Here is a 25,198-nt window from a genome sequence, read left to right as displayed (position 1 = left end):
TCAGAGATGCGCGTCATTCTGTTGGGCCGGGCAGCGCGCGGGCGCGCGCTGCGGTCAGGACCGCGGCAACGGGTTGCGAGATCTGTTGTACGGCTTCCAATCGGTGACTTCGGGATAATATTGACGTCGCCAGGCCCGAACGCGGGGGTTCATGACGCGCCGCCAAAGCGGTGGGACCATCGCAGCGACGGTCATAACCGGATAGCCATAGGGAAGTTGCGGGGCCGCATCTTCCGAATGATGCTGCAGCAGCGGAAAGCGTCGGTTGGGTTTGTAGTGATGGTCCGAGTGACGCTGCAGGTTGATCAGCAGCCAGTTCGACGCTTTTTGCGAAGCGTTCCACGAGTGGCGCGGCTGGACATGCTCGTACTTGCCATCGCCAAGGTGTTTGCGGGTCAGGCCGTAATGTTCGACGTAGTTCACCAGTTCCAGCTGCCATATGGCGACGCCCGCCTGCACCAGGAACAGGGCAACGCCCGGCCATCCCCCGACCACGAAAGCCAACGCCAGCATACCCGCCTGAAGCGCCCAATAGCGCCAGAACGGGTTCGCGGGGTCGGTCCACGGACGTTGCTTGCGCCCCAGCTTGTCCCTTTCTGCGTGGAAGGCGGACGCAAGGCATTGCCACAGAACGCGCGGATAGAAGCGGTGAAACCCTTCATTGTACCGTGCAGTGACCGGATCGCGTGGTGTTCCGACATAGCGATGGTGAACCAGCAGGTGCTCTGACCGGAAGTGAGAATACAACACCATGGCCAGTAGAATATCACCCAGCCAACGTTCCGACCGCCCTTTCTGGTGCATCAGTTCATGGCTGTAGTTGATCCCGATGGTGCCCGAGATCACACCCATCCCGAAGAACAATCCAATCTTGCTAAAAACAGACAGGTGATCGGTATGTGTGGCGTACCATAGCAACCCAAACAGCGTAAGAAACTGAACCGGGGCCCATGCCTTGGTCAGCAGAATGTACCATTTGAGACCGCCGTCCGGCGTGGCCGGATCGGCATTTTCAAGGTTCAGCCCCGTTAACCGATCCAGAACTGCAAACGCCCACCAAGTCGAAAGAGGCACAAGCAAGACCCACCAACCTCCGGCAACGGCGGTAAGCCAGATGACGGGGATCAGCAGGAAGGACACCCAGAAGGGCAATGCCGCTTGCCAGCGTGACAGACTGTCTGATGCGATCATCGCTTTGCTCCGAGAAACTATGGGCAGACTAGCCCCACCCGGCAATGCCACACAATGGGTTACTTAGAGCGCCAGAGGTCATACGCTTTGCGCATAACAGTTGGTAGGTCACTGGGGCGGAAAGCGTGTTTTTCCATGACAATCAGATCGTCATGCGACCAGCCGACCGGCAGCGTGGTCGTCCAGATCCGCAGGATCAGGTGGAAGTGGGTAAATGTATGGCGTACCTCACCCGGCAGCACCTGCCATTCGCACGGAAAAGGCGGTGCCTCGGCCGGGCCGTCTGACCATTCTGACCCCGGCCAGCCCAGCATACCACCCAGCAGCCCCTTGTCGGGACGACGTTCCATCAGAAAGGCTCCGTTATCGCCTTGGGCTATATAGACATGGCCGTATCGCGTGGGTTTGGGCTTTTTTGGAGTCTTGCGTGGCAAATCGGATTGCGTTCCAGCGGCGCGAGCGGCGCAGGGGGCTTGCACCGGGCAGATACCGCAGGCCGGAGATTTTGGTGTACAGATTGTTGCCCCCAGGTCCATGACCGCCTGCGCATAGTCACCCGGTCGCGTGGCAGGCGTAAGTGCAGCCGCATGCTTTTTCAGTTGCAGTTTTGAACCGGGCAAAGGGTCGTGAATGTCGAAAAGTCGGGCCATAACCCGTTCCACGTTGCCGTCCAACACGGTTTCGGGTCGGTCGAAGGCGATGGCGGAAATTGCAGCGGCGGTGTAGGGACCGATTCCCGGCAGTTTCAGAAGCGCGTCATAGGTATCGGGGAACGTTCCACCATGTTGTTCGGTCACGACCCGGGCGCATTTCAGAAGGTTCCGCGCACGCGCGTAATAGCCAAGTCCTGCCCATTCCCCCATGACCTGATCATCCGGGGCGGCGGCCAGTGCCTGAACTGTCGGCCAACGGGTTGTGAACCGCACGAAATAGTCGCTTACGGCCGCAACAGTGGTCTGCTGCAGCATGACCTCGGACAACCATATGCGGTAGGGGTCGGGCATCACACCCGCAGCCCGATCGGCGGGAGCTACGCGCCAGGGCATCTCGCGCGCATGGCGGTCGTACCAATCCAGCAGCGCACTGCTCACGTCAAATTCACCGGAGTCACGCAAGTTTTATCTATCTCCCTGTCGGGTTTCGCTGGCGCCTGTTGTCCTGCCCTTTACAATAGCGGCGCAGGAGTTGGAAACCAGATGCAGCGCAGACGTTCTTCGACCCGCGGGTTCAAACGCACCGCGACATTGCTGAACGACCAGATCAGGCGTGCCGGTGAAAGCCGGGGCTTTGCCGTATCACGCCTGCTGACCCATTGGTCCGAGATCGTTGGACAGGATATGGCCGCTATCGCACGACCGGTAAAAGTGGGTTACGGGAAGGGTGGTATTGGTGCCACGCTGACGGTTCTGACCACCGGCCCGCAGGCCCCGATGCTGGAGATGCAGAAGGAACAATTGCGCGGCAAGGTGAACGCGGTTTATGGCTATAACGCCATCAGCCGGGTGCGCATCACCCAGACCGCTCCGACAGGATTTGCCGAGGGGCAGGCCAGTTTCAACCACAAGCCGAAACAAGCGAAACCCAAGATCGAACCAAAAATAGAAGCCGAGGCAGACCGCGCTGCGCAGGAAGTTCACGATGGTGATCTGCGCGCAGCTCTTGAACGTCTGGGCCGTAACGTTTTATCCAAGCAAAAACGCTGAGAAAGGGCTGAGAAATGAGCCGTATTGCAACCGGAATTTGTGCGGCCGTCGCCGTGGCCGCTGGCGGTTATTGGCTGTCGCTGTCAAATTCCAACCCCGCCTATCCGCTGATTAGCAGCGCCGAGGCGCAAGAGGCCGATCTGGACACCTCGACCATCGTCGAGATGACTCTGGGCGCCGAAGACGCACCAGTCGAGATCATAGAGTATGCGTCCTATACCTGCCCGCATTGTGCGAATTTCCACTCGGGAGCGTACAAGCAGCTCAAGAAGGATTTCATCGACACAGGTAAGGTGAAGTTCATCTATCGCGAGGTCTACTTTGACCGCTATGGCCTGTGGGCGTCGATGGTTGCACGCTGCGGCGGGCCCGAAAAGTTCTTTGGCATTTCCGACCTGATCTACGAAGGTCAGTCCGAGTGGACCAAAGCCGGTGGTCCCGCTGAAATCGTGGACGAGCTGCGCAAAATCGGGCGTCTGGCAGGTATCGACAATGATCAGCTTGAGGCTTGCCTGCAGGACGGAACCCGCGCGCAGACGCTGGTCGCGTGGTATCAGGAAAACGCCGAGCGCGACGGTATTCAGGCGACCCCGTCCTTCATCGTGAATGGCAAGCCGGTCGAGAATCAGTCCTATGACGGCTTCAAAAAGCTGATCGAAGACGAACTGGGCAGCTAATTGCTTTTACGACCGGCTCAATCCGGGCCGGTCGTCCTTCAGGGCGACGGGGCGATCTGCAAAAGCATCTGCTTGATCTTGTCCGCCTCATCGACCTTCAGACGAACCGGAAGCGTGATGACCTTGCTGCGAAACGCAGCGGGTAGGCGAACGGCGTCTTTTTCCGTGGTGACCATTTGCGCGCGCAACAAGCAGGCTTCGTTTTCAAGACGGGTCATCAGGGCGGGTGTCAGCGGCTGGTGGTCATCCAGCGCTTCGGCCCGCAGCAAGGTCGCGCCTTGCTGGCGCAAAGTGGCAAAGAACTTCTCGGGGTGTCCGATGCCCGCAAAGGCAAGAACAGGCGTATCGCTCCAATCCATGCCGGTTTGCAGCGGCTCAACCGCGCCGGTCGTATGTGGGACGGACAGTTTTTTCCCCCAGCGTTCGGCAAACTCGATTTGGGCATTAGCTTCGCCAAGAGACAGCACAAGATCAGCGCGCTGCAACCCGTCTTCCACCGGTTCCCTCAGGGGGCCAGCCGGCAGGCATAGTCCATTTCCAAATCCGCGCGAAGCGTCCACCACAATGACCGAGAAGTCCTTGGCCACCGAGGGGTTTTGAAACCCGTCGTCCAGCACGATGACTGTGGCACCCGCCGCGGCGGCTGCCTTTGCTCCAGCGGCGCGGTCTTTGGCGACCCAGACATCGGCAAATGCCGCTAGCAACAGGGGCTCATCCCCGACCTGCGCCGCGGTATGCTTGCCGGGGTCCACGCGCACCGGCCCTTCGAGCGAGCCGCCATGGCCGCGCGTGACCACATGTGTCTCATGCCAGGCATCGCGCAATTGCTCGATCATCCAGATCACAGTCGGGGTCTTGCCGGTGCCACCCGCGTTCAGGTTGCCAATGCAAATGACAGGAACACCCGGGTTAATGCCGGGTTCCGAGGCGACCCGACGCGCCGTAGCGCCAGCATAGAGCCGCCCAAGCGGTGCCAGTAGCCGTGCGCGCAGGTCGAGCCGATCTGGCGCGGTATTCCAGAAATCAGGTGCTCGCATCGTCTGCACTCCGCTGGTCCAGGTAGTCCTGAATCATGTCGATCAGGTGATCCGCTTGCGGCGCACCCTCGGTAACGATCTGCCACCCGGCCAGCGCCATATTGGCGGCCTGATCCGGTGCCAACAGTTCCACCACTGCATCGCCCAGTTCGGTGGCGGACCTGACCGTGCGCGCGGCCCCGGCCCGGTCAAGCTGATCGTAAAGCTGTTGTTGGCTGTGCACAAACGGGCCGTGGATCACAGCTGATCCCAGCGCCGTGGCGATCAGCGGATCCGCGCCCCCGGCGCCGCGTTCCAGAGAGCTGCCCATGAAGGTAACGGGCGATACCCGCTGCCAAAGACCCAGATCCTCGGGCACGGCGGAGAGGATCACCTGTGTCATATCCTCGATCGTCCCGCTTTCATCCCAGTTGGTACAGCGCAGATCCATCGCTTCAAGCCGCCGATGCAGTGGTCCGGCTTCGGTAACATCGGCCACTTGCAATACCAACGCCAAACGCGGCAGCATGCGCATTGCCTGTCTATGGGCGCTGAGGACCGAGATGAATTCTTTGTCCTGGACCCACGCCGCTAACCAGACCGGTCGGCCAGACAGTGCATGGTTCACTTCGATCAGCTCGTCCTCGGGCCATGGGCGCGGGTTTGGGCTGACATGAAGGGGCGGTGCCTCTTGCACCTTGTTCGAAGCGATGCCTAGCCGCCGAATTTGACGGGCGATTTCCGGTGTCGTGCAAAGGATCGTTTGAAAACAGTCAATCGTGTATCTTGTGATATCGGGCAACCAACGACCGCCCCGTGCGATTTTCACGTCCGCCTGTGCTTCGATCAACATCAGGGGAATCCCGCGTTCCTCGGCGCGTGTGATCAAATTGGGCATCAGGCCGCCCCCGACCCATATTCCGATATCCGGCTGCCAATGGTCCAGAAACGCGCGCGCAGCCCCGGTTTGTTCGGTGGGCAGGTTGACCAGAGGGTATCCACTGCTGGCCCATCTTGTCAGATCTGCATCGGGTGGCGCGGTCAGCACTACCGATAGGGTGGGGCGCGCCTGCTGCAGTCTTTGGCAGAAGTCGACAATGGCGCGGTGCCGTTCCCAAGCGTTGATGTGAATCCACAGAACCTCGCCCTCGGGGCGCGCGATATCGCCGTTGCCGGCGGTATTCTGCATACCCCAGGACAGCACGCGATAGGCGGCAAGGCTTAACGAGCGGGGCTTGCTCATGGTGCGATTCCAGGGCTTTCCGGTTCGAGTTGTTCCGACAGTAGCCCATAAACACCTGAACCCGCAGCGATCACACCGTTCAGTCGCGGAATTTCATTGTTAAACCGCAGAGGCAGCCCTGCGCGGTCCGAACACCGGCCGAGGGCTTCGCGTATAATCAGATCACCTGCGGCGATGTCCCATTCCCAACTGGGCCTGAGGGTCATCATCCCGTCAAATCGTCCCTGTGCAACAAGGGCCATGCGATAGGCCAGAGATGGCCTGTAGTTCCGTTTGAACTCGGGTACCTGCCCCTGACGCCAGTGTTGCGGCTGCATGTTGGGTTTCGCGGCCAACACCTCGGCGCTTTCCAACACACCGAGTTCGCTGACCCGAATCTTTTCGGCGTTGAGCGTAGCACCCTGACCTTTTGCTGCGGCATAAAGCAGGTTTCGCAAAGGCAGGTAGATCACAGCGGCCGTCACTTCGCCCTGTTCGGCGATGGCCAAGGAATGGGCCCAGGTCCGCGAGCCTTCGGCAAAGCTGCGGGTGCCGTCGATGGGATCAATGATGAAAACACGGTCTTTCGACAGCCTGTCAGCTGAATCCTCGGTCTCTTCGCTAAGCCAGCCATACCCCGGACGTGCTGCGGGCAGCGTTTGCTCAAGCATCGCGTTGACAGCCAGATCAGCTTCGGTCACCGGGCCGGCCCCGTCGGGTTTATCCCAGCGTTGCGCCGTGGTCCCCGAAAACCGAGTGGCGATCCTTCCAGCCTCTAATGCGGCGTCAATCAGCAGTTGCAGGTCAGGTGCCGGCAAGTGTCATTCCTTCGATCAGGATCGATGGCACCACGCGGGACAAGTACGTACGTGCGTCATTTGCCGGAATAATCCGTTTCAGCATGTCACGCAGGTTGCCAGCGATCGTGCATTCGTTGACGGGGTGGGTGATTTCCCCGTTTTTGACCCAAAAGCCTGATGCCCCACGTGAGTAGTCGCCGGTATTGGGGTTGATCGTCGATCCGATCATCGAGGTCACCAGCAGGCCCGTTCCCATGTCACGCAGCAGATCGTCCCGGCTGTGCGTGCCTTGGGTCAGGCTCAGGTTCCAGTTGCTGGGCGACGGGGGGCCAGACACGCCACGCGCCGCATTCCCGGTCGAGGTCATGCCCAGTTTTCGTGCGCTGGCCAAATCCAGGGTCCACCCGGTCAGTACTCCGTTTTCAACAACGGCCCTTCGCTGTGTTGGCAAACCTTCGGCGTCAAAGGGGCGAGAGCCCGAGATACGCGGGCGATGCGGGTCTTCGATCAGTGACAGGTGTTCAGGCAGGACCTGCTCTCCCAGGTTGTCCTTCAGCCATGACGCACCACGGGCAATGGCGGCGCCGTTGCTGGCGGCCAAAAGATGACCGATCAGCGAAGACGAAATCCGCTCGTCGAACAGGACAGGGAATGTGCCTGTCGCGGGTTTTTGTGCCCCAATCAGCGCAACGGCGCGTTCACCTGCCGAGCGGCCAATCTCATCAGGGCTGCGCAGGTCACTCTGGAATGTGCGGCTGTCGCCGTCGTAGTCGCGTTCCATCCCTGTGCCTTGGCCCGAGATAGCAACGCAAGAGGTCGAGCGGCTGCTGCGGGAATACCCGCCGGAAAAGCCATTTGTGGCAGCCAGATGCACGCGGTGGGTGCCATAAGCGGCCGCGGCGTCTGATACTTGGGACACGCCTTCTATGGCCAAAGCGGCAGCTTCGGCAGCCAGTGCATCCTGCAAAAGCGTATCCGCCGATGGTTCCGGCGTCGGGTCGAATTGTTCCAGCGCCGCGATATCCCAGTCTTTTGCAAGCTGGTCGGGCGTGGCCAACCCTGTAAAAGGATCTTCCGGAGCTTCGTTTGCCATGGCCACTGCACGTTGCGCCATCGCCGTCAGCGTTTCGGGGCGACTGTCCGAACTTGAGACGATCGCCTGCCGCTTGCCTAGAAACACACGCAGTCCCAGGTCGGTGCCTTCGGACCGTTCGGCGTGCTCCAGCGCGCCACCGCGGACTTCAACCGATACCGATGAGCCATCCAGAACGATGGCATCCGCCGCTTCGGCCCCGGCTTTGCGGGCCGCGTCCAGCAGATTATGGCTGATTTCTTCGGGTGTGCGGGTCATGAGGCCTCCGGTCTGTGTGCATTCGACCTAGCCTTGGACCGCCGGTCTCGCAAGGCCTGCGGCTATTTTAGGTTGAGCAAACTATTGAAATGGAATTCGCCACGATGCGCCCGGTGCCGGAGTTCGCACCACGGGCGAAGGATTGGGAAGGCAGCAGTGCCGCCTTCCCGAAGTGTTACTTGATACGTTGGCCATTCGCCAGAATCTGACCATCCGCAGTGAATTCGATTTCCGAATTCAGCGTGTCAGGCTCGTCACCCGGTACGGCCATCAGACCCATCATCATCCGCGCGCCCATTGCATCGCTGTCTGACACCAGCCCCATCTCGATCAACTTGTCGATCAGGGCGTTGGCACCATTCAGTTTCAGCTTGGCAACGCCGGTCGGCGTGGGCATTCCGTCGAACTCTGAGACGTTGGAGTTGTCGAAGGTGAAATCGCCTTCACCTGTCAGCTTGGCTCCGACCAGAGACACCAGCAGTTCGTTGATCTTCAGCGAGTGCAACTCGCCCGGTGCGGCGTCAGATGTATCAAGGTTTTCGACTGCGGTAGGATCAAAGATGTTCAACAGAACCTTGGCGGTCCCGGTCGTGTCCAGCGCAATGGTCGCCGGGTCGCGCGGCAGGGCGCCTGCTGGGTCGAACATGCTCCACAGAATATCCGACATGGTGAAGTCGGTCAGGTTCATGGCGAACCCAAACGGTTGGATTTCCTCGGATTTCTGCACCGGAATTTCAAACTTGAACCCGGCATTCTCCATCGCGATTTCGATCGGGAAAGGCAGGTCGGCCGTCGTCACTGCGACTTTCGCGCTGTTCTGCTCGATGTCATAGGCAAGACGCTCTGCGTCGATGCTGGCGCCAAATTTGCCACCCTGAGACTCGCTTCCGACCGAGAATGCCTCGCCTTCGCTGGTGCCTGCAATCGCGTTCTGGCCGGATCCGTAGGTGAACAGCCCCGAGAACGAGAAGCCCGCCTTATAGAAGGCCTGCGGGTCCGAGATGTCGAATTCGGATGGGATAACGTTTGTGCCCTCAAACGCCAGCTGGCTCATCGAGCCGTCAACCCTAGCCGTGTCGCCGCTGTCCGGGTCCTGGAACGCCATATCATAGGTCATCCCACCCGCGGTGAACTTCTGATCAATGTCACGGTTTTCGCCGATTTTCATGACCGAGCTGCCAGCCAGATCTGTCATGTTTAAGCTGAGCGCGAGCGCATCAGCGGGCATCTTTTCGCCGTCCACATTCAGACCATCCAGCTTGATACCTATCGTGTCGGCCGAATAGTCGTAGGTCATTTCGTCGGGCGAGCCTGAAACGACCAGGTTCATTCCGGTCTCAGAATAGTTGATATCGACCGAGAATTCCTCGCCATCTCCCTGGCCGGACACGGTCATCACATAGGTGTCAGGGAAATCGATGCTGACCGTGCCGTCGCCGTTTTCCGTCAGGCTCATTTCCGGAACGACCATCTGGAAGGTTGCATCCTCTTCCGGCAGGTCCATCGAAACAGCCATGTCGGCAATCGTAGTTACATTGCCTGAAACGGTTTCGTCGCCCGAAACGGTGTACCCCATCTGACCCAGATAGGTTTTCCAATCATTCCAGACATCCTGCGAGGTCAGGTCGGCAAGTGCGCCTTGTGTGATAACGGCATATGCCAATACAGCACCGCAACTGCGGCGAAGGAAAACGGACATTACAGTACCCTTCTAGATAATTTTGCCGGCATCGTCGTGCTTGTGACGTCGGGCGTCAAGGGGCAAGGGCTGGACCCTTTCCCCCTTCGCGCGGTAAGCATTCACACAAATTCAAACCGTTGGAGGTATAGGAACCAAATGCAGGGGAAAACCGTACTGATAACCGGGGCAAGCCGCGGCATCGGAGCAGAGGCAGGGCGCCTTTTTGCCGCAGCAGGTGCGAACGTGGCGCTAGTCGCGCGTAGCCGCGATCAGATCGCCGCATTGGCATCTGCGCTGGGCGAAAACGCAATCGCACTGGAATGTGACGTCAGTGATTTTGCGCTGGTCGAACAGGCCGTTGCAGATTGCGTCGACCGCTTTGGCGGTTTGGACGTTCTGATCGGGAATGCCGGTGTCATTGACCCGATCTTCCATCTCTCGAACGCGGATGTCGCGGCCTGGGACAAGGCGATAGACATAAACCTCAAGGGTGTGTTCTACGGAATGCGCGCCGCCCTGCCCATCATGCGCGCAGCAGGCGGGGGCACCGTGCTGACCGTATCATCAGGCGCGGCCTCGAACCCGGTTGAGGCATGGAGCCATTATTGCGCGTCCAAGGCCGGTGCAAAAATGCTGACGGAATGCCTCCATCTTGAGGAATCGTTGCACGGTATCCGCGCCATGGGCCTGTCCCCGGGGACCGTGGCGACGGATATGCAGCGGGTTATCAAGACCAGCGGTATCAACGCTGTCAGCCAGTTGGACTGGAGCGATCATATCCCTGCCGACTGGCCAGCGAAGGCGCTGCTTTGGATGTGCACGTCCGATGCGGATGAGTTTTTGGGGACCGAAATCTCGTTGCGGCGTGAAGATATTCGACAAAGGGTTGGGCTGACGTGATCGAATTAAACAAAGAAGACGGTTTGTGGATTGTTACGTTGAACAATCCCGACAAAGCCAACGCGCTGACCGGGGCGATGCTGACTGAGCTGGCCGAGATTGCCGAAGCCGCCACCGAGGCACGCGCGTTGATCCTGACCGGGACGGGCAGTGTGTTCAGTGCCGGGGCGGATCTGGCTGAGGCACGCGCGGGGCTTGCAACTTCGGATGTATGGGAGCGGTTGTCGGGCGCAATCGCCGCCCTGCCATGCCTGACGGTCGCTGCGTTGAATGGAACCCTGGCTGGGGGTGCGAACGGTATGGTGCTGGCCTGCGATATTCGAATTGCGGTCCCGTCCGCCAAGTTTTTCTATCCCGTGATGAAACTGGGCTTTCTGCCGCAACCGTCCGATCCTGGGCGCATGTCGGCGCTGATAGGGCCGTCACGCACCAAGTTGGTCCTGATGGGCGGTCAAAAGATCACCGCGGATGAGGCTTATACCTTTGGTCTGGTGGACCGGGTGGTGGCACCGGATGCGCTGATGCAGACAGCGCGTGAACTGGTCGCTGATAGCACCGCCGCCGATCCAAGGATCGCAGCAGGAATCGCCGGGCTTTGCGCATGAGGCTCTCTGGCTTGCGACTGCGCGTCGCTGATTCTGAAAAGTTGAGTGATTTCTATTCGAACGCCCTTGGTATGTCAGTTCGGGACCAGGGTGTGTGCCTGCGCATGGGCTATCCGAGGCAAGACGCCGATTTGTTGCTGATGACTGGCGGCGGGGGCTACACTCATGACACAGGGCAACGTTATTGGAAAATCGGCATAACCGTACCGGATGTCGATCTGGCGGCCGCATTCCTGCGCGAAAAGGGAATTGAAGTTTCGGACCCGAAACAGTTTCTGGACATCGGGTATATGTGTCACCTCAAAGACCCCGAAGGCTTTGTGATTGAGCTGCTTCAGCATGATTTTGAAGGCAACCGGCCGCCAAACGCTGCAGACCCGGGCGATCCGTTTGCACAGGCTTGTATCGGCCAGATCACCCTGCGCACCGGAAATATAGAAGCCGAGGATGAATTCTGCCGAGGCAAGGGCATGCGCCTGCTTTCGATGCAGGACATTGGCCAATACGGCTTTGATCTGCATTTTTACGCGTTCACTGACGAGGCTCCGCCAAATCCAGACCCTTGGTCAGTAGAAAATCGCGAATGGCTGTGGAAACGCCCCTACACAACGTTGGAGTTCCAACACGTCAAAGGCGTCAGGTTTGCCTATGTACCCGATTATCGCGGGTTGGAGTTTCAGGGGCTTGCCGCGCCAACCCGGGACGCGTTTGGCGACCCGGTTAATCCCGGCTGATCAACGACCTCGACGCTTGCCCGGAACTTTCGAGCGAAAGCCGGGCGGGCGTTTGCGAACCCAATTCAGGAATTTCTCCAGCCTCGGATGGGCGCGCAGAGCCTCGACGCTGTTGAATTCACGGGCCAACTCCGCCTCGGTCAGGGTCGCATGCACCTCTTTATGGCAGATCTGGTGCAGCAGGACGGTGGGTCCGCCCTTGCCCCCTTTGAGTTTTGGGATCAGATGGTGCAGGCTTCCGTCCCCGTCCGGGATCGGGCGGTTGCAGAGCGGGCAGATCGGATCGCTGTTCGTCATGACGAGGGTAAGGTTGCGTCAGGTGGCGCGAAAGGCAAGAGGGCAGGGATGGCAAAGGCACTGGTGATCGGCGGCGGACCCGCAGGCCTGATGGCGGCCGAGGAAATGGCCAAAGCCGGGCATTCTGTTGTTGTGGCCGAGGCCAAGCCTTCGGTGGCGCGAAAATTCCTGATGGCCGGGAAGTCCGGGCTGAATTTGACCAAGGACGAGCCGCTTGAGACTTTGCTGGGATCCTATGGTGAGGCTGCGACCTGGTTGCGACCAATGATTGCCGAATTTGATGCCTCGGACGTGCAAACATGGGCGCAAGGGTTGGGGCAAGAGCTGTTCACAGGCTCGACCGGGCGGGTGTTTCCGACATCGATGAAGGCCTCTCCGCTGTTGCGGGCGTGGCTGGCACGGCTGGCAGAGGCTGGCGTTCAGGTCAGAACACGCTGGCGGTGGGTTGGTTGGGACGGTGCCCAAGCCGTATTCGACACGGATGATGGCAGGCAGAAGCTATTCCCCGATGTGACCGTTCTTGCGCTGGGCGGGGCAAGCTGGTCGCGGTTGGGATCAGACGGAGCATGGGCATCGGTGCTGACGGTTAAAGGCGTGCCCCTCACACCTTTCGCACCCGCAAACTCAGCCATTTCCGTGGAATGGAGCCCCCATATGCAGCCGCATTTTGGCGCGGCTTTGAAATCGGTGCGATGGAGGGCCGGAGAGTTGGAAAGTCGCGGCGAGGCTGCGGTTTCGGCGAAAGGGTTGGAAGGGGGTGGATTGTACTCACTGACCCCGGCCTTGCGTGACAGAGCACCGCTTTTTGTCGATTTGGTTCCGGATTTGGATGCCGATACGTTGCGTAGTCGTTTTGCGTCAAAGAAATCGAAAACGACCTTTTCGCAGTGGCTGAAGAAATCTCTGCACCTGTCTCCGCAAAAGGTCGCCCTGTTTCATGAAATGTCCAAGCGCGATGGCCAGTTTCCATCGCTAGACGTAAGCGTGATCAAGCATCTGCAGATCAAACACTCTGGCCTGCGCCCGATGGACGAGGCCATCTCCACGGCAGGCGGCGTACCACGTTCGGCGCTTAATATGGGGCTCATGCTGACTGCATGTCCCGGAGTGTTTTGCGCGGGCGAGATGCTGGATTGGGAGGCCCCGACCGGGGGGTACCTTCTGACAGCCTGCTTGGCGACCGGCCGTTGGGCTGGGCGTTCGGCGGCACATTGGTTGGATCAAAGCGGTTAGCGGGTCCGCGCCAGCATCGCCAGACGGATCATGGCACGTTCGACCAATGCCATGGCCGGTGCCGTTTGCCCGGCCGAGCGCAGCGACAGGTCCGTATCTGTCAGAACCGTCAACGCAGTTTGCAATTTTGGCGCACCCCACCCTTGGGCCTGACGCAGAATGCGGTCGCGCCGTTTCCCATAAACCGGGGGGCGCAGCTTTCCGATGCCCTGTGCTGCTCCGCCCGGATCGGATGCGCAGGCGTACAAAGTGCGGAAGTGCCTTGTCGCGCCGATGCACAGGCTGACCGCATTGGTTCCCTGTGATTGCAAACGTCGGATCAGCGGGCCGATTTCACCCGCGCGACCATCGGCAACCACGTTGAGCACATCATCCAGTGCGGCCTCGGTCGAGCGGGGCGCGCAGGCTTCGACGTCTTCAATGGTCAGTTCGGAGCTGTCATCGCGCTTGTAAAGCGACAGTTTCTCAATCGTTTGGGTAAAGTCACCGGGGCTTATACCGGTTGCCAGCTCAGCAATCGCGGCCATCGAATCGCGCGGGATGTTCTGCAAACCGGCCTCAGAAAGTATTCGTTCGACTTCGGCCCGGGATGGTGGGTCGTCATAGATACCTACCGCATAGGCCGAGCGGTGCGATTCGAACGCTTTGCGAATCTTGGAACTGGCCTTGAGCTGCCCGGCGGTGACGATGATCTGGGCATCGCCAGCTACCCAATCTTCCAGCGCGGCAAGGATTGCTGGGGCGGCCGTGTCGGTTGTGTCTTCGACGAATACAGCGCGTGGCCCGGGAAAGAACCCGACCGCCTTGACCGCGTCCAGCAACAAGGCCGGATCGCCACGCAGATCGCTTCCGGGCAGGCGGGTCAGCCGCATCTCTTCTTCGGCATTGGCGCCCAGCAGAGCGGCCAAAACCTGTTGCCGCTTTAGCGCCACGCGCATCGCATCCGCGCCGTAGATCAACAGCCCGGTCTTGTCCGCGTCGGGTCTCGAGAAATATCCCTCGGCCTCGCGCGGGCTCAGCTTCATGCGGACAGGTCCGGCGTGGCGTACAGCCGACTGATGATCTGATCGGACAGAATCACCATCAGGCGCTGCGTTGCATCCCGCTCATCAGCCAGGGTGGATACGGTGGAACCGGCAGCCGAATACCCCACGAAGTCCGTCACCGAGCCCGAGGCAAGAACTTGCCCCGTCGCTTTCGATCTAAGCGAATAGTTGGCGGTCCCGTTGATGATAAGACGGTTGGTTTCGTTCGTTGAGGTGATCGATGCCGCCACCGTCTGGGTCACGACGGAAACGTCCAGACTGTATTCACTGCCGGATGTTGCGCTACGGCCTAGCTTTTGTTCCAGATCTTCGACCAGAAGAAAGCTGGTGACCGTGTTTGGTGCCGACACTTCTACGCGACCAAAAAGCGCCGAGCCCGATCCGCCCGGAGCGTACACAGGTTCAAACCCGCAGGCGGCAAGCGCCAAGGGCATCAGCAACAATGTTCTGCGGTTAAACGACGACATTCACAATCCGGCCCGGTACAACGATTACTTTCTTGGGTGTGGCGCCATCCAGCGCCTTTTGCACAGCTTCGGTGCTCAGCGCGACTTTTTCAACCTCGTCCTTGGGCATATCTTTGGCCACGCTGATTTCCGCGCGGCGCTTGCCGTTGATCTGGATCGGCAGGGTGACGGTGTCGTCCACCAGCATAGCTGCATCCGCAACAGGCCATGGTGCCGTGGCAACCAGCCCTTCGCCACCCAGCAGCTGCCAAAGCTCCTCGGACAGGTGCGGGGTCATCGGCGACATCAGCTGTGCCAGCGTTTTGGCGGCCTCGCGTTTGGCTGCGGTGCCCGCCTTGGATTTGGCCAGGGTGTTGGTGAAAGCATAAAGCTTGGCGATTGAGGCGTTGAAGCCGAAAGATTCGACTCCGCCTGTGACGTCATGGATGGCTTTGTGCATCTCGCGCAGCAGGGTTTCATCCTCGGCATTGGCCGGAACATCCGATTCGGCGATTTCCGAGGCGATCCGATGCACACGGCTGAGGTGCTTGAACGCAGCCTCGGCCCCGGATGCGGTCCATTCCACATCCCGTTCAGGCGGCGAATCGGACAGGACGAACCAACGCGCAGTATCCGCGCCGAAGGCCGAGATGATGCTGACCGGGTCGACTACGTTTTTCTTTGATTTCGACATCTTGGCCGAGGGGATAATCTCAACCTCGGTGCCGTCGGCCAGTTTTCCGTCGGTCACATCTTCGGGCAGGTGATAAACCGGACGGCCATTGGCGTCGCGTGTCTGATAGATCTCATGCGTGACCATGCCCTGCGTGAACAACGCATTGAACGGCTCGATGGCTTTCTTAGGCAGGTGACCCGTGATGTTCATCGCCCGCGCGAAGAAGCGCGAATAGAGCAGGTGCAGAATCGCGTGCTCGATACCGCCGATATACTGGTCGACATTCATCCAGTATTCGGCCTCGGCCAGATCGGTGGGTGTGTCAGCGCGTGGCGCGGTGAAACGGGCGAAATACCACGACGAATCGACAAACGTATCCATCGTATCCGTTTCACGTTTGGCAGGCGCGCCGCAAGACGGGCAAGGGGTGTCACGCCAATTGGCATGACGGTCCAGCGGGTTGCCGGGGATCGAGAAGTCGATGGGTTTGCCGTCGCCATCGTCGTAAGGCAATTCGATCGGCAGATTCTCTTTCTTCTCGGGCACGGTGCCACATTTGTCGCAATGCACGACCGGAATGGGGCAGCCCCAATAGCGTTGACGGCTGAGCCCCCAATCGCGCAGGCGATATTTGGTGACGCCTTCACCCCAACCTGCTTTTTCCGCGAAATCGACGGTGGCGTTGATCGCCTCATCCCCCGTGGCCTCGGTCAGGCCTGCGAAGTGGTCCACCCAGCGGACTTTTTCAGTTTTCGGCGGCACAAAGGCGATCTTGTCGACCGGCGTATCGTCATCCAGTGCAAAGAAGGTGTCGATGACCGGCAGGCCATACTTGCGGCAGAAATCAAGATCACGCTGGTCATGCGCGGGGCAGGCAAAGATCGCGCCAGTTCCATAATCCATCAGGATGAAATTGGCGATCCAGACCGGCAGTTCCCAATTCGGGTCCAGCGGGTGACGCACGCGAATGCCGGTGTCGTAACCCAGCTTTTCGGCCGTCTCGATGGCCTCTTCCGTGGTGCCACCCTTGCGGCATTCGGCAACAAACTCAGCAACTTCTGGGTTTTCGGCCTCAAGCTGCTTGGCAATCGGGTGATCCGGCGAAATACCAACAAAGGACGCGCCCAACAGCGTATCGGGCCGAGTCGTATAGACGGTGATGGGCTCACCACCATCAGTACGTTCGAAGCCAAATTGCAGGCCGCGCGACTTGCCGATCCAGTTTTCCTGCATCAGCCGCACTTTTGCAGGCCAGTTCTCCAGCGTATCAAGCGCATCCAGCAATTCTTCGGAATAGTCCGAGATTTTGAAGAACCACTGGGTCAGCTCGCGCCGTTCCACCAGCGCGCCCGAGCGCCAGCCGCGTCCATTTTCCACCTGTTCATTGGCCAGAACGGTCATGTCGACCGGGTCCCAGTTCACCACGGCGTTCTTGCGGTAAACCAACCCAGTATCGAGCATATCGAGGAACAGAGCCTGCTGCTGGCCATAATATTCGGGGTCACAGGTGGCGAATTCGCGGGACCAGTCAATCGACAGGCCCAGTGGCTTCATCTGTCCGCGCATGTCGGCGATGTTGCTATAGGTCCAGTCTTTCGGGTGGCCGCCAATGGCCATGGCGGCGTTCTCTGCGGGCATCCCGAAGGCATCCCAGCCCATCGGGTGCAGCACGTTATGCCCCGTCGCGAGCTTGTGACGCGCAATGACGTCGCCCATCGTATAGTTGCGCACATGCCCCATATGGATTCGCCCTGACGGGTAGGGGAACATCTCAAGCACATAATATTTCGGCTTGTCCGCCTTATGGTCGGCGGTGAAGATCCCGGCCTTGTCCCAGGCCTCTTGCCATTTTGCTTCGATTTCGGTGGCCGAGTAGCGCGACATTGTGCGGTCCTTCGTGAATGAAAACGCCGGGCGTGAACCCGGCGTGGTAATATTGTGATTTTCAGCGGGTGGCTAGAGTTTGTTGTCCGCAATGCGCAACTGGCGTGCGCGATTCAGGATCGCATCCTCGACCGCCCGGGCCGTTGCAGCGCTGACCGGAGCGCCCCCGCTACTTTGCAGTGCTACCGAAAGCGACCGCGCCGCCAGGGCCGGGTCACTTATATGCACGGTCGCGCGATAAGAGCGTCCGCCACCAGGAGGCGTGCCGTAACCTGTTACGATCACGCCGGTAAATGGATCAACTTCCTGAATTGGGAGGAAATTCAGCACATCCAATGAGGCCGCCCACAAATACCGGTTCACATTGACGATCTGTTCAGCATTCCCGCGGTTGAACACGTCCCAGATTGTCGTGCGTTCTGGATCGTTCAGCTCTCGTTCTTCCGTGCGTGTGCTATCTGTATACAGCAACGCGGGATTCGGAGCCGCACTCTGATTCTGTCCGCAGGCCGACACGGCAGCAGTCATTATGATCAAACCGAAAATCGTCTGCAGGCGCATTGTCGACTGGTCCTGTTTCACTTGGTCTACTTTATTACGTGTTACTCCTAGACAAGGTCCAGTTCAGCAACAACCCTATTCTTGTTACACATGTCAGTGTGGACGGCAGATTAGCCCCCGATTATCGACTGTGGCATCCTTGCACCAATTTGGGGCCAATGCACCCTTCACATTTAAGGCAAGCTTGCGTGAAGGGGGTAATTCGAGCGAAACGGTTCCCGTGCTGAGACATGTGCTGAGGCATGTGTCGAGTAGAAAAACTTTTGAAACCGAGGGAAACAAGATGAAAAAAGTTCTCTTCGCATCGACCGCTCTGATCGCAACCGCAAGTGTTGCAGCGGCCGACGTTAAATTCAGCGGCTACGGTCGTTTTGGTATTGGCTACTACGAAGATCGTACCGGTACTGTTAACAACTTCACCACAGATGCAAACGGCGACATCGTTGCTGATGGCACCGCGACCGTCGACACCGACAACACCATCCTGGTCTCGCGCTTCCGTCTGAACATCGACGGCACCGCAGAAACCGATGGCGGCGTTGAGTTCTCGGCTCGTGTTCGTCTGCAGGCTGACGAAAATGCCGGCAACGGCGAAGCCAACTCGGCTGGCCTGAACGGCGCACGTTTCTCGGTCATCTACGGTGGTCTGCGTGTTGACGCTGGCAACGTTGCTGGTTCCTTCGACAACCTGGCAAACTACTACGGTAACGAGCCTGGCCTGGAATCCTTCATCGGTCAGTACTCGGGCGTTGACTATAGCTTCCTGGCTTACTCGTCGACCGGTTCGGGTTCGAACGCTGTGTTCTTCCAGTACGCAGTTGGCGATTTCGCATTCGGCGCGTCATATGACCAAGCAACTATTGCTTTTGACGGTGTTGCGCAGGACGCAGACCGCTGGGACATCAGCGCAACTTACAACTTCAACAACATCACCGCTGCACTGGCCTATGGTCAGACCAAGGCGAACGTGAACAGCGCGAGCGAAAAGCAGTCGCTGACCGTTCTGACCCTGGGTGCAGAATTCGGTGACTTCTCGGGTACTCTGTTTGTAGCTGACGATGACGTTGTAAACGACGATCGCAACGGCACCGCATACGGTCTGTCGCTGGCCTACAACCTGGGCGCGGCAACCACTCTGACCGCTGCTTACGGTGACGGTTCGGCGGATGACGACCTGCAGCAGTATGGTATCGGCGTTAAGTACGACCTGGGCGGCGGTGCATCGCTGCGCGGTGGTCTCGGCCAAGAGAAGCGCGGCGACGGCGACAGCCGTGTACGTGCCGACTTCGGTGCTCAGTTCAACTTCTAAGTTGAGCTAAACCACAAAGTTTAAGGGCGGGTCTTCGGACCTGCCCTTTTCTTTTGCGCGGACTTGGTGTTTTCCTGCCCCAAAGCAGAGAGAGGAAATCCATGTCGCTGCACGACATCACTGCCCGCATCGCCAAGGCCGAATCCGCCGCCGGACGACTTGCGGGATCGACAAAGCTGATCGCGGTTTCAAAGGTCCAGCCGAATGAACGTGTTGAGGCTGTGCTGAGCCAAGGCCACCGCTGTTTTGGGGAAAACCGCGTGCAGGAAGCGGCCGAAAAGTGGCCGGGCTTTAAGGAGCAATTCTCAGGGATAGACCTGCATCTGATCGGACCGCTGCAAACCAACAAGGCCCGGCAGGCAATTGAACTGTTCAACGCGATTCACTCGGTGGATCGGCCCAAGCTTGCCAAAACGCTGGCACGATTGGCGCAAGAGGTTGGCCACTGCCCGGATCTGTTCATTCAGGTCAATACCGGAGAAGAAGAGCAAAAAGCAGGGATCATGCCGGTTGATGCGGACGCCTTCATCGCCGAGTGCCGCGAACTGGATTTGCCGGTTCAGGGTCTGATGGCAATCCCGCCAGTTGAAGAGGAACCCTCGCTGCATTTTGCGTTGCTGGCCAAGATCGCCGAACGCAACGGTTTAGAAGGGCTCTCGATGGGGATGAGCGGTGACTTCGAGCAGGCGATCGCGTTGGGGGCCACCCATGTGCGCGTGGGGTCCGCCATCTTTGGCGAGAGGGTCAAACCTGCGGGATAATCAGACGCGTTCCGGGGGAAATTCTACGCGCGATCCAATGCAGATGGTCGCGGCGAAAAGCGACACAGCCTTCGGTCGGGTAGCCGGGGCGTCTCCACTGGTGAAGGAAAATGGCTGATCCCCGGCCTGACACAGAGTTCGGCCAGTTCCAGTCGGTGATCAGAACAAGATCATACAAAGGATCCGCGCGCCGCAGCTTTTCGTGGCTGGGGGCATAGGGCGCGCTGACCATCTGATTGTACTGGCTGTCCGCGCTGTCATCAGACCAAAGATCGCCGGGGCCTATTGGGATGGCCCATGAGGACGGAGCTGCAATTCTATCTGGTCGAAACAGCATACCGATTATGTGATGCACACCGATTGGCGTTGCCCCATCGCCTTCGTGCTTGTCATCCGTCAGGCCGCCTTTTCCGATCGAACAAGGAAAGAGGCGCCCGGCAAACCTTATGCCCCGTGGCGTAAGAACCAGATCGTCCGGGGTCACAGCAAATGGCCCGACTTTGCGGCCTTGGTTGCCAGGTATCCCCGATTATGGGCTGTTTCGCCCACTTTCAGCGGTACTCTTTCGGTCACCGCGATGCCTGTCTTTTCCATCATCGCGATTTTCGCCGGGTTGTTTGTCAGCAATCGAACCGACGAAAATCCAAGTTCTTTCAGAATGTCCGAACCCAGTCGAAAATCACGTTCATCGTCTTCGAATCCCAATCGGTGATTGGCCTCGACCGTGTCAAAACCCTGATCCTGTAGGAAATAGGCCCGCATTTTGTTGGCAAGGCCGATGCCGCGTCCTTCTTGATTGAGGTACAGCAACACGCCAGCGCCCTCGGACCCCATCTGGGCAAGCGCACCACGCAGCTGGGGTCCGCAATCGCATTTCAAGCTGCCCATCAAGTCGCCCGTGAAACAGGCCGAATGCAAACGGGCCAGCACAGGTTTGCTTCTGTCCGGGCGACCGATTTCCACGGCATAGTGCTCTTCTCCGCCATCTTCTGGGCGGAAAACGTGCAGCCGACCGGCCTCGGACACTTCCATCGGTAGGCGTGCGGCGGCAATGGCGTGCAGCGCGCTGCGGTCCGCGAGGTGCGGCGCGGCACGGGTGTGGTCGATGCAGGTCAGGCCATGTGCCACCGCAAAATCGCGACCGTCATCAATTGGAACCACCACGGCGGCCGGCAAGAGGCGTGCGGACTTCGTCAAAGCGATGGCAATTCGGTGCAGGTTTGCGCTACCCTGACGCTCGGACATCAGAGGGCCTTTCATCGGGGTATTTAGATCATCCGAGGGATCGGCGACCGCCTGAACCCATGCGATGTCGGTGTCTGATGGGATAATTACCCGTGCGAGGTCGCCATCATAGGCGCGTGCCTTCAGCGTTTCTGCGCGTCTTACGGTGATCGCGACCACAGGCTGACCTTCGAAGTTCCGTAGGTCGGCCAGCCGTTGTGCGCTTAATGTCTCGGACGCTATCGCTATGACGCTGAACCCGCTGTCATCAGTCAATACGACGGGAACGCCCATACGCAGATCCGCGCGGGCCCGTGCCAGCAATTCCGAGATATCGGGGATAAGACTCATCTATGTTACCCTATAACGTGTTGGTCTTCGTCTAACCCGAACAGAAGAAAAAGTGAAACAATTCCTCTGCGTCAGACACGAGGGCGTGAGACCATTGCAGTAAATCTTGTTGATTGCATCTTCCGCACGCAAATGGTGGAAAAGGCTTAGGAGGACCGGACATGGCTCAGCTCAAGAAAATCCTGCTGGTGGATGACGATGAAGATCTGCGCGAGGCGCTCAGCGAGCAACTCGTGATGACCGAGGATTTCGACGTGTTCGAAGCGGCAGACGGTCAATCCGCCATGGAGCGCGCACGCGAGGCGATTTACGATCTGGTCATTCTGGACGTCGGTCTGCCGGATACGGACGGTCGTGAGCTGTGCCGTCTGATGCGCAAACAAGGCGTCAAAAGCCCGATCCTGATGCTGACCGGCCATGACAGCGACGCAGATACCATTCTGGGTTTGGATGCCGGTGCCAATGATTACGTCTCTAAGCCGTTCAAATTTCCGGTCTTGCTGGCCCGCATCCGCGCGCAGTTGCGCCAGCATGAACAATCCGAAGACGCGGTCTTTGTGTTGGGGCCGTATACCTTTAAGCCGGCGATGAAGATGTTGATCACCGAAGAGGATCGCAAGATCCGCCTGACCGAGAAAGAAACCAACATTCTCAAGTTCCTATACCGCTCGGCAGATGGCGTGGTCGCCCGCGACGTCCTGCTGCACGAGGTCTGGGGCTATAACGCTGGTGTCACCACACATACGCTGGAAACCCACATCTATCGTCTGCGCCAAAAGATCGAACCCGATCCATCGAACGCGCGCCTTTTGGTCACAGAATCGGGCGGATATCGCTTGGTCTCGTAACTCCGGGTGGATTGACGTGGATCAAAGTGATACTCTGGATGTGTAATTAGAGTACTCCCAACCCGCGCATGTCCGGGTTATGACATGCACCTCCCTGTTGGACTGCCGGGCCTTATGGCCCGGCTTTTTTTGTTGGGAGGATTTAGGCTGCGGCCTACGAAGCAGCAATGCCACAGTTTCGGAACTCGGTGATTTTGGACCAAAAGTTCTTGTTTCTTGAACTCAAGGCAAGACCAAAGTGAGTGGTAGTTACAGTATCAACCGAGTATGTACCTGCGTCACCTGATCTGGCTTTAACGCGATAACGTGTAGGTCCTACTACAGTGGTCTTTGACGTTGTTTGTGAAACGATACCATCGGCGTTTCGATAGGTGTAAGAGCACTTTCCCGGAACACCAAAACAGCTGTGTGGTTCGAACATCTCCCACTTTCCGTTCGCCCAAGTGCGCTGGGTCATCAAGCCCTCTTTGTCGTACTCGGTTGTCTTTACTCTGTTTTTGTTTCCAGATTTATCCTTTGTGGTGACGATGTACTTGCCAGATCGCTGCCCGTCGAAGGTGTTGACCCAAGTATTGCCGTTCGAATACTCCACAGTCCAACTGCAGCCGGTCGGCATGTCCCAGAAACGGACTTCTTTGGCAAAGACTGCATTTGCAGCGACAAATGAAAGCGAGGCTGAGGCCGCAAACTGAATTAGATAAGTTCTGTTTTTCATAATATTATTCTCGTCAATAACACGCCCGCGCAGTGGTTCAAGTCTCAACTGATCTCAAAAGCAAGGTCGGCATCAAGCCCAAATTACGTTTTTGCAGAAGCTCACCCCGGGCACACATTTCTCATGGCACCCCATCCCACACCACGCTAACCTCCGCCCAACCGCGACAGAGGAATCCCCCATGCCCTTTACTCTTGCTACCTGGAATATCAACTCGGTCCGCCTGCGCGAGCCTATCGTGCTGAAATTACTGCAGGAAGAAGCTCCGGACGTTCTGTGTTTGCAAGAATGCAAGTCTCCGGTTGAGAAGATCCCGACCGAAGGATTTGCCGAACTGGGGTACACCCACATGGTTGCAAGGGGCCAGAAGGGGTATAACGGCGTCGCCATCCTGTCGCGCCTGCCGATGGAAGAGGTCGGCGACAAGGATTTCGCCGGTCTCGGTCACGCCCGCCACATCGCTGGGCGGTTGGAAAATGGTGTCACCATTCACAATTTCTACGTCCCCGCCGGTGGCGACATCCCGGACCGTGAAAAGAACGAGAAGTTCGGGCAGAAGCTCGACTATCTCACGGATATGCGCGACTGGTTCCATGCCGAAAAGCCCGAAAAGTCAATTCTGGTTGGCGATCTGAATATCGCACCGCGCGAGGATGACGTCTGGTCGCATAAGCAACTTCTCAAAGTCGTCTCGCACACACCGATCGAGGTTGAAGCGCTGGCCGAAACACAAGATGCAGGCGGCTGGATTGACATCACCCGTCAGGATATCCCCGAAGGGCAGTTGTACAGTTGGTGGTCCTACCGCGCCCGTGATTGGGACGCAGCCGACAAGGGGCGACGTCTGGACCATGTCTGGGCCACGCAGGATATCTCGAACGCAGGGCACTCCAGCCGCGTTCTGCGCGATGCGCGCGGGTGGGAAAAACCCAGCGACCACGCACCAATCTTTGCGACATTCGACCTTTGACCCTGCAACTCTCCCCTTGGTTTCTGCCCTTTGCAGTTGCATATAGGGGCCAAATTCGAACGAAAGAGTGAATGCCATGGACCTTCTGAACGCCGCAGCCGGACCTGATACTGCCGATCTGATCAAGGACGGATCCGAGGCCACCTTTATGGCCGATGTCGTCGAGGCCTCGCAGGAAACCCCCGTCATCGTGGATTTTTGGGCGCCCTGGTGTGGCCCGTGCAAAACCCTTGGCCCATTGCTGGAAGAGGCCGTGACAGCCGCCAAAGGCGCGGTGAAGATGGTCAAGATCAACGTGGATGAGGCGCAGATGATCGCCTCGCAAATGCGCGTTCAGTCGATCCCGACAGTGTACGCGTTCTACAAAGGCCAGCCGGTCGATGGGTTCCAGGGTGCCGTTCCAGGGTCCGAGATCAAGGCGTTTGTGGACCGGGTGATTGAGGCCGCAGGTGGTGAAAGCCCCGGCGGTCAGTTGGATGACGCAGTTCTGGCCGCTGAAGAAATGCTAGCCGAAGGTGCAGCCGTTGACGCCGCGCAGACCTTTTCCGCCATTCTGGGGGAAGACCCGAACCACGCTGCAGCCTATGGCGGCCTGGTACGTGCCCATATTGCAGCCGGTGATCTAGAGCAGGCCGAGGCCATTTTGAATGGCGCACCCGCAGAGATTTCAACCTCGGCCGAGGTTGAAGCAGCCCATGCCCAGCTTGAGCTGGCGAAACAAGCGGCTGATGCAGGTCCCGTGGGTGAGCTGAAAGCAGCGGTCGAGGCGGATGCCGACAATCATCAGGCGCGGTTCGATCTTGCGCAGGCGCTGCACGCCAATGGTGAAGTTGAAGAGGCTGTTACGCAATTGTTGGAACTGTTCCGCCGCGACCGCGAGTGGGATGACGGTGCCGCAAAGGCGCAACTGTTCACCATTTTTGACGCGCTGAAGCCCAATGATCCGATTGTTCTGAACGGGCGGCGCAAGCTCAGCTCGATGATATTTGCCTAATTC

26 protein-coding genes are annotated in these 25,198 nt (G+C 58.6%); 11 read left to right on the top strand and 15 right to left on the bottom strand.

Annotated features, from left to right (window positions below; translation table 11 throughout):
- Positions 1-54 precede the first annotated feature (54 nt).
- Together AC2FD9_RS18950 and mutY are read right to left on the bottom strand one after the other, a co-directional pair.
- On the bottom strand, positions 55-1,191 hold the full coding sequence (locus tag AC2FD9_RS18950; RefSeq protein WP_282170513.1) for an alkane 1-monooxygenase: 1,137 nt from the start codon (positions 1,189-1,191) through the stop codon (positions 55-57).
- Positions 1,192-1,250: 59 nt separating this feature from the next.
- Positions 1,251-2,306, bottom strand: a complete 1,056-nt coding sequence (mutY, locus tag AC2FD9_RS18945; protein ID WP_496838367.1) for an A/G-specific adenine glycosylase — start codon at positions 2,304-2,306, stop codon at positions 1,251-1,253.
- A gap of 81 nt (positions 2,307-2,387) precedes the next feature.
- Between mutY and AC2FD9_RS18940 the strand changes: the two genes are divergently transcribed.
- Together AC2FD9_RS18940 and AC2FD9_RS18935 are read left to right on the top strand one after the other, a co-directional pair.
- Positions 2,388-2,894 (top strand): DUF721 domain-containing protein, encoded by a 507-nt coding sequence (locus tag AC2FD9_RS18940; protein ID WP_496838365.1) that lies wholly within the window; start codon positions 2,388-2,390, stop codon positions 2,892-2,894.
- Positions 2,895-2,908: 14 nt separating this feature from the next.
- Positions 2,909-3,571: a DsbA family protein gene (locus tag AC2FD9_RS18935; protein ID WP_108861100.1), complete on the top strand. Its 663-nt coding sequence runs from the start codon at positions 2,909-2,911 to the stop codon at positions 3,569-3,571.
- 38 nt (positions 3,572-3,609) lie between these two features.
- On the opposite strand, the gene lpxK is transcribed toward AC2FD9_RS18935, so the two are convergent.
- From lpxK to AC2FD9_RS18910, 5 genes are all read right to left on the bottom strand, one after another.
- Entirely contained in the window at positions 3,610-4,608 is a 999-nt protein-coding gene (gene lpxK, locus AC2FD9_RS18930) for a tetraacyldisaccharide 4'-kinase (protein ID WP_282170511.1), read from the bottom strand.
- Positions 4,595-5,830: a 3-deoxy-D-manno-octulosonic acid transferase gene (locus AC2FD9_RS18925; protein WP_496838363.1), complete on the bottom strand. Its 1,236-nt coding sequence runs from the start codon at positions 5,828-5,830 to the stop codon at positions 4,595-4,597. The genes lpxK and AC2FD9_RS18925 overlap by 14 nt, the downstream gene beginning before the upstream one ends.
- Positions 5,827-6,627, bottom strand: a complete 801-nt coding sequence (locus AC2FD9_RS18920) for an inositol monophosphatase family protein (protein ID WP_496838362.1) — start codon at positions 6,625-6,627, stop codon at positions 5,827-5,829. The genes AC2FD9_RS18925 and AC2FD9_RS18920 overlap by 4 nt, the downstream gene beginning before the upstream one ends.
- Positions 6,614-7,960, bottom strand: coding sequence for a TldD/PmbA family protein (locus tag AC2FD9_RS18915; protein ID WP_496838361.1), 1,347 nt, complete (start codon positions 7,958-7,960; stop codon positions 6,614-6,616). Before AC2FD9_RS18915 ends, AC2FD9_RS18920 begins: the two co-directional genes overlap by 14 nt.
- Positions 7,961-8,135: 175 nt before the next feature.
- The gene (locus AC2FD9_RS18910) at positions 8,136-9,659 is read right to left on the bottom strand and encodes a DUF2125 domain-containing protein (RefSeq protein ID WP_109310654.1); all 1,524 of its coding nucleotides are present in this window, start codon (positions 9,657-9,659) and stop codon (positions 8,136-8,138) included.
- 138 nt (positions 9,660-9,797) lie between these two features.
- Here AC2FD9_RS18910 and AC2FD9_RS18905 point away from each other — a divergent pair, with 138 nt between their 5' ends.
- Genes AC2FD9_RS18905 through AC2FD9_RS18895 form a run of 3 tightly spaced genes read left to right on the top strand, consistent with a single transcriptional unit; the run spans position 9,798 to position 11,880 of the window.
- Positions 9,798-10,541, top strand: coding sequence for an SDR family oxidoreductase (locus AC2FD9_RS18905; RefSeq protein WP_109310655.1), 744 nt, complete (start codon positions 9,798-9,800; stop codon positions 10,539-10,541).
- Positions 10,538-11,146 carry an enoyl-CoA hydratase/isomerase family protein gene (locus tag AC2FD9_RS18900; protein ID WP_496838359.1) on the top strand — a complete coding sequence of 203 codons (609 nt, stop codon included), beginning with the start codon at positions 10,538-10,540 and terminating at the stop codon, positions 11,144-11,146. The genes AC2FD9_RS18905 and AC2FD9_RS18900 overlap by 4 nt, the downstream gene beginning before the upstream one ends.
- On the top strand, positions 11,143-11,880 hold the full coding sequence (locus AC2FD9_RS18895; RefSeq protein ID WP_496838357.1) for a VOC family protein: 738 nt from the start codon (positions 11,143-11,145) through the stop codon (positions 11,878-11,880). Before AC2FD9_RS18900 ends, AC2FD9_RS18895 begins: the two co-directional genes overlap by 4 nt.
- On the opposite strand, the gene AC2FD9_RS18890 is transcribed toward AC2FD9_RS18895, so the two are convergent.
- On the bottom strand, positions 11,881-12,177 hold the full coding sequence (locus tag AC2FD9_RS18890; RefSeq protein WP_496838355.1) for an HNH endonuclease: 297 nt from the start codon (positions 12,175-12,177) through the stop codon (positions 11,881-11,883).
- 48 nt (positions 12,178-12,225) lie between these two features.
- On the opposite strand from AC2FD9_RS18890, the gene AC2FD9_RS18885 reads away from it, so the two are divergent.
- Positions 12,226-13,410: a TIGR03862 family flavoprotein gene (locus tag AC2FD9_RS18885; RefSeq protein WP_496838354.1), complete on the top strand. Its 1,185-nt coding sequence runs from the start codon at positions 12,226-12,228 to the stop codon at positions 13,408-13,410.
- On the opposite strand, the gene holA is transcribed toward AC2FD9_RS18885, so the two are convergent.
- The 4 genes from holA to AC2FD9_RS18865 form a co-directional block, all read right to left on the bottom strand.
- Positions 13,407-14,435, bottom strand: coding sequence for a DNA polymerase III subunit delta (gene holA, locus AC2FD9_RS18880; protein ID WP_496706416.1), 1,029 nt, complete (start codon positions 14,433-14,435; stop codon positions 13,407-13,409). The genes AC2FD9_RS18885 and holA overlap by 4 nt on opposite strands.
- Positions 14,432-14,923, bottom strand: coding sequence for an LPS assembly lipoprotein LptE (lptE, locus tag AC2FD9_RS18875; RefSeq protein ID WP_496739383.1), 492 nt, complete (start codon positions 14,921-14,923; stop codon positions 14,432-14,434). The genes holA and lptE overlap by 4 nt, the downstream gene beginning before the upstream one ends.
- Positions 14,910-17,462 carry a leucine--tRNA ligase gene (leuS, locus tag AC2FD9_RS18870; protein WP_496838351.1) on the bottom strand — a complete coding sequence of 851 codons (2,553 nt, stop codon included), beginning with the start codon at positions 17,460-17,462 and terminating at the stop codon, positions 14,910-14,912. The genes lptE and leuS overlap by 14 nt, the downstream gene beginning before the upstream one ends.
- 72 nt (positions 17,463-17,534) lie before the next feature.
- Positions 17,535-18,023 carry a DUF3576 domain-containing protein gene (locus tag AC2FD9_RS18865; protein WP_108861114.1) on the bottom strand — a complete coding sequence of 163 codons (489 nt, stop codon included), beginning with the start codon at positions 18,021-18,023 and terminating at the stop codon, positions 17,535-17,537.
- A 283-nt stretch (positions 18,024-18,306) separates the two neighbouring features.
- Here AC2FD9_RS18865 and AC2FD9_RS18860 point away from each other — a divergent pair, with 283 nt between their 5' ends.
- Positions 18,307-19,332 carry a porin gene (locus tag AC2FD9_RS18860; protein ID WP_496838349.1) on the top strand — a complete coding sequence of 342 codons (1,026 nt, stop codon included), beginning with the start codon at positions 18,307-18,309 and terminating at the stop codon, positions 19,330-19,332.
- 101 nt (positions 19,333-19,433) lie between these two features.
- Positions 19,434-20,093, top strand: a complete 660-nt coding sequence (locus AC2FD9_RS18855) for a YggS family pyridoxal phosphate-dependent enzyme (RefSeq protein ID WP_109310663.1) — start codon at positions 19,434-19,436, stop codon at positions 20,091-20,093.
- Here the strand turns inward: AC2FD9_RS18855 and AC2FD9_RS18850 are convergent.
- A complete protein-coding gene (locus AC2FD9_RS18850) occupies positions 20,077-20,577 on the bottom strand; it encodes a L,D-transpeptidase family protein (RefSeq protein ID WP_496838348.1) in 501 nt (166 codons plus the stop codon). The two genes, AC2FD9_RS18855 and AC2FD9_RS18850, sit on opposite strands and share 17 nt — an antisense overlap.
- Entirely contained in the window at positions 20,574-21,668 is a 1,095-nt protein-coding gene (gene ribA / locus AC2FD9_RS18845; RefSeq protein ID WP_058272568.1) for a GTP cyclohydrolase II, read from the bottom strand. Before ribA ends, AC2FD9_RS18850 begins: the two co-directional genes overlap by 4 nt.
- Positions 21,669-21,829: 161 nt before the next feature.
- Between ribA and AC2FD9_RS18840 the strand changes: the two genes are divergently transcribed.
- Positions 21,830-22,516 (top strand): response regulator transcription factor, encoded by a 687-nt coding sequence (locus tag AC2FD9_RS18840; protein WP_058272567.1) that lies wholly within the window; start codon positions 21,830-21,832, stop codon positions 22,514-22,516.
- A gap of 154 nt (positions 22,517-22,670) precedes the next feature.
- Here the strand turns inward: AC2FD9_RS18840 and AC2FD9_RS18835 are convergent, their stop codons facing one another.
- Positions 22,671-23,231 (bottom strand): hypothetical protein, encoded by a 561-nt coding sequence (locus AC2FD9_RS18835; protein WP_496838347.1) that lies wholly within the window; start codon positions 23,229-23,231, stop codon positions 22,671-22,673.
- 181 nt (positions 23,232-23,412) lie between these two features.
- Between AC2FD9_RS18835 and AC2FD9_RS18830 the strand changes: the two genes are divergently transcribed.
- Together AC2FD9_RS18830 and trxA are read left to right on the top strand one after the other, a co-directional pair.
- The gene (locus tag AC2FD9_RS18830) at positions 23,413-24,201 is read left to right on the top strand and encodes an exodeoxyribonuclease III (RefSeq protein WP_496838346.1); all 789 of its coding nucleotides are present in this window, start codon (positions 23,413-23,415) and stop codon (positions 24,199-24,201) included.
- Between the two features lie 76 nt (positions 24,202-24,277).
- On the top strand, positions 24,278-25,195 hold the full coding sequence (gene trxA, locus AC2FD9_RS18825; protein WP_496838345.1) for a thioredoxin: 918 nt from the start codon (positions 24,278-24,280) through the stop codon (positions 25,193-25,195).
- Positions 25,196-25,198 lie beyond the last annotated feature (3 nt).

The organism is Ruegeria sp. YTSC230 (genome assembly GCF_059609665.1).
Note: the sequence above shows the minus strand (reverse complement) of the source record. Positions and strands in the feature narration are given on the sequence as shown.

What these genes read in the sequence shown, in the direction of transcription:
- AC2FD9_RS18890 (WP_496838355.1), bottom strand. Translation starts at nt 12,177, where the DNA reads ATGACGAACAGCGATCCGATCTGCCCGCTCTGCAACCGCCCGATCCCG.
- lptE (WP_496739383.1), bottom strand. Translation starts at nt 14,923, where the DNA reads ATGTCGTCGTTTAACCGCAGAACATTGTTGCTGATGCCCTTGGCGCTT.
- leuS (WP_496838351.1), bottom strand. Translation starts at nt 17,462, where the DNA reads ATGTCGCGCTACTCGGCCACCGAAATCGAAGCAAAATGGCAAGAGGCC.
- AC2FD9_RS18855 (WP_109310663.1), top strand. Translation starts at nt 19,434, where the DNA reads ATGTCGCTGCACGACATCACTGCCCGCATCGCCAAGGCCGAATCCGCC.
- AC2FD9_RS18895 (WP_496838357.1), top strand. Translation starts at nt 11,143, where the DNA reads ATGAGGCTCTCTGGCTTGCGACTGCGCGTCGCTGATTCTGAAAAGTTG.
- AC2FD9_RS18830 (WP_496838346.1), top strand. Translation starts at nt 23,413, where the DNA reads ATGCCCTTTACTCTTGCTACCTGGAATATCAACTCGGTCCGCCTGCGC.
- holA (WP_496706416.1), bottom strand. Translation starts at nt 14,435, where the DNA reads ATGAAGCTGAGCCCGCGCGAGGCCGAGGGATATTTCTCGAGACCCGAC.
- AC2FD9_RS18935 (WP_108861100.1), top strand. Translation starts at nt 2,909, where the DNA reads ATGAGCCGTATTGCAACCGGAATTTGTGCGGCCGTCGCCGTGGCCGCT.
- AC2FD9_RS18860 (WP_496838349.1), top strand. Translation starts at nt 18,307, where the DNA reads ATGAAAAAAGTTCTCTTCGCATCGACCGCTCTGATCGCAACCGCAAGT.
- AC2FD9_RS18835 (WP_496838347.1), bottom strand. Translation starts at nt 23,231, where the DNA reads ATGAAAAACAGAACTTATCTAATTCAGTTTGCGGCCTCAGCCTCGCTT.
- AC2FD9_RS18910 (WP_109310654.1), bottom strand. Translation starts at nt 9,659, where the DNA reads ATGTCCGTTTTCCTTCGCCGCAGTTGCGGTGCTGTATTGGCATATGCC.
- AC2FD9_RS18925 (WP_496838363.1), bottom strand. Translation starts at nt 5,830, where the DNA reads ATGAGCAAGCCCCGCTCGTTAAGCCTTGCCGCCTATCGCGTGCTGTCC.
- trxA (WP_496838345.1), top strand. Translation starts at nt 24,278, where the DNA reads ATGGACCTTCTGAACGCCGCAGCCGGACCTGATACTGCCGATCTGATC.
- lpxK (WP_282170511.1), bottom strand. Translation starts at nt 4,608, where the DNA reads ATGCGAGCACCTGATTTCTGGAATACCGCGCCAGATCGGCTCGACCTG.
- AC2FD9_RS18915 (WP_496838361.1), bottom strand. Translation starts at nt 7,960, where the DNA reads ATGACCCGCACACCCGAAGAAATCAGCCATAATCTGCTGGACGCGGCC.
- AC2FD9_RS18950 (WP_282170513.1), bottom strand. Translation starts at nt 1,191, where the DNA reads ATGATCGCATCAGACAGTCTGTCACGCTGGCAAGCGGCATTGCCCTTC.
- AC2FD9_RS18905 (WP_109310655.1), top strand. Translation starts at nt 9,798, where the DNA reads ATGCAGGGGAAAACCGTACTGATAACCGGGGCAAGCCGCGGCATCGGA.
- AC2FD9_RS18885 (WP_496838354.1), top strand. Translation starts at nt 12,226, where the DNA reads ATGGCAAAGGCACTGGTGATCGGCGGCGGACCCGCAGGCCTGATGGCG.
- AC2FD9_RS18940 (WP_496838365.1), top strand. Translation starts at nt 2,388, where the DNA reads ATGCAGCGCAGACGTTCTTCGACCCGCGGGTTCAAACGCACCGCGACA.
- ribA (WP_058272568.1), bottom strand. Translation starts at nt 21,668, where the DNA reads ATGAGTCTTATCCCCGATATCTCGGAATTGCTGGCACGGGCCCGCGCG.
- AC2FD9_RS18840 (WP_058272567.1), top strand. Translation starts at nt 21,830, where the DNA reads ATGGCTCAGCTCAAGAAAATCCTGCTGGTGGATGACGATGAAGATCTG.
- AC2FD9_RS18865 (WP_108861114.1), bottom strand. Translation starts at nt 18,023, where the DNA reads ATGCGCCTGCAGACGATTTTCGGTTTGATCATAATGACTGCTGCCGTG.